The sequence below is a fragment of the uncultured Wocania sp. genome, assembly GCF_964021735.1.
Lineage (GTDB): Bacteria > Bacteroidota > Bacteroidia > Flavobacteriales > Flavobacteriaceae > Wocania_A.
In genome coordinates, this window is record NZ_CAXIBN010000169.1 from 1 (window position 1) to 6641 (window position 6641).

General features: G+C 31.2%; 4 protein-coding genes. 2 read left to right on the forward strand and 2 right to left on the reverse strand.

Going from position 1 to position 6641, the window contains the following annotated elements:
- Positions 1-256 precede the first annotated feature (256 nt).
- On the forward strand, positions 257-3955 hold the full coding sequence (locus AADI82_RS12620) for a metallophosphoesterase (RefSeq protein WP_341216786.1): 3699 nt from the start codon (positions 257-259) through the stop codon (positions 3953-3955).
- 8 nt (positions 3956-3963) lie between these two features.
- On the opposite strand, the gene AADI82_RS12625 is transcribed toward AADI82_RS12620, so the two are convergent.
- Positions 3964-4704, reverse strand: a complete 741-nt coding sequence (locus AADI82_RS12625; protein WP_341216787.1) for an SdiA-regulated domain-containing protein — start codon at positions 4702-4704, stop codon at positions 3964-3966.
- Positions 4705-4787: 83 nt separating this feature from the next.
- Positions 4788-5390, reverse strand: coding sequence for a DUF2652 domain-containing protein (locus AADI82_RS12630; RefSeq protein WP_341216788.1), 603 nt, complete (start codon positions 5388-5390; stop codon positions 4788-4790).
- A 70-nt stretch (positions 5391-5460) separates the two neighbouring features.
- Here AADI82_RS12630 and AADI82_RS12635 point away from each other — a divergent pair.
- On the forward strand, positions 5461-6641 hold a 1181-nt coding region (locus AADI82_RS12635; protein ID WP_341216789.1), incomplete at its 3' end, for an NAD(P)/FAD-dependent oxidoreductase.

The window sequence follows — 6641 nt, forward strand, 5'->3', positions numbered from 1 at the left end:
AATAATCAATCGCAAGGGTATTGCAGTTTTGTAATTACACCTAAATTAGCGAAGCTTAAACAGCTTCATACAGATATGCTTAAATAGTAATTATTTAAAAAAAGATAAAGTTAAGTCTCTAGTTTTTTGCACCACTCTACAAGAAAAATGTATCTTATTAATTAGCGATTAATCTTCTTTAGGGTTAATGATTGATTTAAATACGTTATTAATCCATGCTTTAAATAGTTATTTTTGTAATAAGAAACCACCAATTATGATGATTTATAAAAGAATATTAGCTTTAACAACATTATTAATAATGAGTTCGTGTGCAACGCATAAGGCACAATATGCGAATGAAGATGTAAAACAAAACCAATTTCCAAATAAAGAGATTGATAGAACATTTTACCTTGTTGGAGATGCAGGTTTATCACCTCAAGGTGGTCTTTCAAAAGGTTTAACAGCTTTTCAAAATTATATTTCAGATAAAAACACCAAAGGCGATTATACTATTTTTTTGGGGGATAATATTTATCCTGCTGGATTGCCAGATGAAAATCAAAAAGGAAGAGCAAGTGCAGAAAATGGATTAAATGCACAAATAACATCTGTTAAAAAATTTAAAGGAAAAACTGTTTTTATCCCAGGAAATCATGATTGGTATTCCAACGGATTAAAAGGTTTAAAACGTGAAGAGAAATATATTGAAGATGCTTTAGGAAAAAATACCTTTTTGCCAGAAAATGGCTGCCCCTTAGAGAGTATAGATGTAAGCGAAACCATTCAATTAATAATTATAGACACACAATGGTATTTAGAAAACTGGAACCATAACCCAACTATAAATGATGATTGCGAAATAAAAACAAGAGAACGCTTATTTGAAGAGGTAGAGGGCGAATTAAAAAAAGCACAAAACAAAACGGTGGTATTTGCCATGCACCACCCTATGTATACTAATGGTATTCATGGTGGGTATTACGCAGCATCAAAGCATTTATTCCCAACTCAGAAAAAGATTCCTGTTCCAATTATTGCCTCGTTATTAGCACAGGTAAGAACTCAAGGTGGTGTATCTATTCAAGATCGTTATAACGAACGTTATCACAAATTAATGAGTAGATTGGAGACCATGACTTTAGATGCAGAAAACGTGGTTTTTGTTTCTGGTCATGAGCATACTATGCAGTACATAGAAAATGAGTCGATAAAACAAATTGTTTCTGGCTCTGGATCAAAAGGATCTGCGGCTGCTTTAGGGGAAAATGGCTTGTTTTCTTATGGAAAACAAGGCTTTGCAGAATTAGTTGTTTTTAAAGATGGAAGTAGTTGGGTTAGAATTTATGGGGAAGAAAACAGAAAAGCTAAATTATTGTTTCAAAAAGAAGTTTTTGAAGCAAGAAAAGTTTTTGATGCTTCTAATTTAAAAGAAACGTTTCCGCAAGAAGTAGAAGTGTCTATTTACTCAAAAGAAGAAACCGATAAAACAGATTTTTTTGAATCTATTTGGGGAGATCACTATAGAGAAATCTACAGCACAAAAATAAAAGCTAAAGTGGCAACATTAGATACTCTTTATGGCGGTTTAGAAGTGGTTAGAAAGGGCGGAGGGCATCAAACACGTTCGTTACGCTTAAAAACAAAAGATGGTAGAGAACTGAACATGCGAGCACTTCGTAAAAGTGCAACGCAATATCTTCAAACAGTACTTTTTAAAGACACATATATACAAGACGAGTTTGAAAAAACAGCTATTGAAGGCCTTATTTTAGATTTCTATACAGCTGCGCATCCATATGCATTTACAGTAGTTCCAGATTTATCAAATGCAGCCCAGATTTATCACACTAATCCAAAGTTGTTTTTCATACCTAAGCATAAGGCATTAGGGGAGTATAATGAAGAATATGGAGGTGAATTATATATGATTGAAGAACGTCCTGAAGAAAACTATACTGATGAAAAAAACTTTGGATATGCTGATGATATTGAAAGTACACACGATATTATTGAAAAAGTACGAGAAGACGAAAAGTATAAAATAGATGAAAATGCTTTTGTAAGAGCACGCCTTTTTGATATGCTTATTGGCGATTGGGATAGACATCAAGATCAATGGAGATGGGCACAGTTTAATATGGAAAATGGCGATAAATATTATAGACCAATTCCTAGAGATAGAGATCAAGTATTTTCGAATTTTGATGGCACTTTACTTGATGTCATGAAGGTTATTTCTGGCTCAACCAAACAACTTCAAGTGTATGATGAAGAGTTGAAAGACATTGAGTGGATGAATAGTGCAGGAATTAAATTAGACCGTGTGCTTATTCAAAAAGCTGATAAAGAAAAATGGCTAGAGCAAGCTAAATTTTTACAAGAACATATTACAGATGAAGTTATAGATGTTGCTTTTTCAAAAGTGCCAGAAACTGTTCAAGATGAAACCCTTAAAGATATTAAGCAAAAGTTAAAAGGAAGGCGAGGCAACTTGCAAGATATAGCCACACGCTATTATAATTATTTAAACGAATTAGTTATTTTAACAGGAACAGATAAAGACGATTATATTGAAGTCACTCGTACTGGCTATAACGAAACACATATTAAAATATCGCGAATTAAAGACGGGGAAAAAGGAGAGGTTTTAGTTGATAAAACCTTTAATAGAGATGTAACTAAAGAAATCTGGATTTATGGTTTAGACGATAAAGATGTTTTTGAAGTTTCTGGAAAAGCCGACAATTTAATTTATACAAGACTTATAGGTGGACAAGAAAATGATACATATATTATTAAAAACGGCAGACGTATTAAAGTCTACGACCATAAATCAAAAAAGAATACAGTAAAAGAGAATAAAGGCGGGCAAATTAAATTTACAGATGTATATAATTTAAACCTTTTTAATTTTAATAAAAACATTGTTAAAACATCAACCATTACACCTAACATGGGGTTTAATCCAGATGACGGATTTCAATTAGGTCTCTCTTTTGTAAAAACAGTTAAAGGTTTTCAACGCAATCCGTTTTCACAACAGCACCGCTTTAAAGGAGGTTATTTTTTTGCAACTAGTGGATTTGCACTTAAGTACGATGGCGAATTTGCTAACATATTTCAAGATTGGAATTTGCATGTTGCAGGTACATTTACAACTGAAAATTTTACGAATAACTTTTTTGGTTATGGAAATGAAACAACAAATAATAAAGATGATTTAGATTTTAACAGAGTGAAAACAAGTATTATCGGAACAAAAATTGGTATTATAAAGAAAGGGAGTTTTGGTAGCGATTATGGCTTTAGAACAATTTTTGAAGGTATTGAAATTGACGAAACCGAAGGGCGTTTTATCTCTAGTTTTGCTCCAGAAATTAATACAGATTTTTATAAAAGACGCTTTTTTGGGGGGGTAGAAGCAGAGTATAACTATAAAAGTTTTGATAATGCTATAAACCCATCACGAGGTATGACATTTATGTTAAACATAGGGGGTAAAACAGAATTTAAAGAAACTAAAAACACTTATGGTTATATAAATTCTAATCTTGGGTTTTATAATGCGTTATCAAAAAACAGAAAATTAGTACTAAAAACAGATGTAAAAACTCAAATTAGAGTTGGAGACGATTTGGTATTTTATCAAGCCTCTAATATTGGTGGTAATAATGGTTTAAGAGGTTATAGAACAGAGCGTTTTACAGGTAAAAATTCTTTTGTTGGTAACGCCGATTTAAGATATAGCTTCCCGTCCTTTAAGACTAATATTTTGCCTTTACAAATTGGAATATTTGGAGGTGCAGATGTTGGTCGAGTATGGTTGAAAAATGAAGATTCTAATAAATGGCACAGTGATTATGGTGGCGGATTATGGGTAACAGCAGCTGAAAGTTTATCTGGAACATTTAACTTTTTTAATAGTACAGAAGGGTTTAGATTCTCGTTTGGTTTTGGACTAAATTTTTAAATTAAAAACTATAATTTGAAGGTATACAAATTTCCGCCTTCACTTTTGTTTTTCTCATCTGTTATATAAACTGTTGAATTGTTTTTAAAACAAATACCTTCCTTTTGCGAATCGTGATTAAATTTTAATTCTTTAATGGTGCCTTTAAAAAAGTTATCAGATTTAAAATTTGTGATTTCCCATAGCTTGTCATGATTAAGTAGCACAATGGTTTTACCATCATCACTTATATCTGCAGATGTTATTTTTGTATGTTTTCCATTTAACTTAAGATCAGACACAAATTCTGCAGTATGTTTCCCAATTTCATTTGGAACTTTTATAACTACGCTAGATTTATTTTCTTTACTAAAAATGTAGAAATAATCATTTAAAAGAAAAAAAGCTTCAAAATCTTTAGGCTTCATTTTTTTTGGAAGCAGGAAATTTATTTTTTCTGCAGTAGTCTTATTTTTTTTAGTACTTAGGTTAGCAACTTTATAGATAGTAAAATCATCGCGATTTTTACTGTTATTTCCAAAATCGCCAATATATAAATTACCTTGATTGTCTGATGTTAAATCTTCCCAATCTATATTACTTGCATTGCTAATATCTATGTCTTTAATAATACCTCCTTTTATGTTTAAACCATAAATGTTATTTTTATTTCCTGCATCTTCAATAGTCCATAAAATGTTTGAATTCTCAACTAATTCAATAGCAGAGGCTTCTTTTAGTTCACCGTCAATATCTGCAATTGCTTTCAAATTACCAGTGTTGCATGAGTAATAAAGAAACACAAAAAGGATAAACTTACTATAATAAGAGGTTGACATTTTCTTTGTTAATTTTAGTCCTGTAAAGGTTTTAATTCAATATAATGATAATTTATTTCGCCAATGTGATCATAATTATCTTGCCCATGTTTTAAATCAGACCAATATGTTTCTTTTTCAATATTATTACCTTTATATTGATGTAATAAAGTGTCTGAAATCATTAAATATTCGTCACTTTCAATACTATTCTTAAGTAATCGATGTGCAATTATAATGTCCTCACCAATCAATTTTATATTATTGCCAACTTGCATAGCACCAATATCTAAGCCATAATGCAAAACAATTTTTAAACCTAGTATTTTTGGTATGATATGGCTGTCTAGTTTATGGCTATTTTCAGCCATTAATAATTCCATCTGATGATAAAATTCTGTATAAAAAAGCTTGCATTGATCGATAAGTGACTTAAAAGATGGAAGCTCACCTTTTCTAAAAAACAATACGGCATCACCTTCAATTTCAGATATTTTAAATCCAATTTCGTTAGAATAAACTATTTTATTGAGTAGCGAAGGAATAATTTTACTACTTAATTCAAAGTCAACTTCACTCATAAACTGAGTAAAACCACTAATATCGGGGATACAAATAAGTGTGGGTTCTTTTTCCATAAATCAAAGTTAAACCAAATAATTAAACATTAGAAATACAGTAGATAATAATCTTATTTTTGTAATCTATATGAAATTATATAACGTTATTATTATTGGAGGTGGTGCAGCAGGTTTTTTTGCGGCTATAAATATTGCAGAACAAAATCCAGACTTGAAAGTGGCTATTCTAGAACGCAGTAAAGAGGGTTTGCAAAAAGTAAAGATTTCTGGAGGTGGACGTTGTAATGTGACGCATGCAGAATTTATTCCACAAGATTTGGTAAGGAATTATCCTCGTGGGGAAAAAGAATTGTTAGGACCTTTTCATCAATTTATGACAGGTGATACTATTGAGTGGTTCGAAAAACGAGGTGTGGAGTTGAAGATTGAAGAAGATGGACGTATGTTTCCAGTATCAAATTCGTCGCAAACTATAATAGATTGCTTTTTAAATGAAGCTGAAAAACATAAGGTTGACGTTTTGTATAATCATTCAGTTAAATCCATTCAAAATATAAAAGATAGTTGGGAATTGGATACTAATCAAGGTGAGTTTTTTGCTGAAAAGTTATTGATAGCAACGGGAAGTAACCCTAAAATCTGGAATCTGCTTGAAGGTTTAAATCATACTATTTCACAGCCTGTTCCATCATTATTTACTTTTAATATTAAAGATAAACGCATTAAAACTATTCCAGGAGTTGTAGCAAAAAATGTAGAAGTAAAAGTTGTAGATTCTAATTTAGAATCCGATGGGCCATTACTCATTACACATGTTGGCATGAGTGCCCCAGCTGTTTTAAAACTCTCCGCCTTTGGTGCTTTAGAATTGGCGAAGCGAGATTATAAATTCTCGATAGAAGTGAATTTTATTAAACAATCTTATGAGGATTGTTTAGATACGTTAAAATTATTAAAACAAGAATTAAATAAAAAAACAGTATTTAAATTTTCGCAATTTGATTTGCCAAAACGTTTGTGGCATCAATTGGTTTTAGCATCACATATTTCTGAAACTACAACTTGGGCAGAATTGAATAAAAATCAATTAGAGGCTTTGGCATTACAGTTAACAAAAGCCATTTTTAAAGTAGATGGAAAAAGTACTTTTAAAGAGGAATTTGTAACCGCTGGTGGTATAAATTTAAAGGAAATTAATTTTAAAACCTTTGAAAGTAGATTGTATAAAGGCCTTTATTTTGCTGGTGAAGTTTTAAATATTGATGCTGTTACAGGTGGGTTTAATTTTCAAAATGCATGGACAGGAGC

Bases quoted from the DNA above. Each gene is read 5' to 3' on its own strand.
- AADI82_RS12630 (WP_341216788.1), bottom strand. From the start codon at position 5,390: ATGGAAAAAGAACCCACACTTATTTGTATCCCCGATATTAGTGGTTTT.
- AADI82_RS12620 (WP_341216786.1), top strand. From the start codon at position 257: ATGATGATTTATAAAAGAATATTAGCTTTAACAACATTATTAATAATG.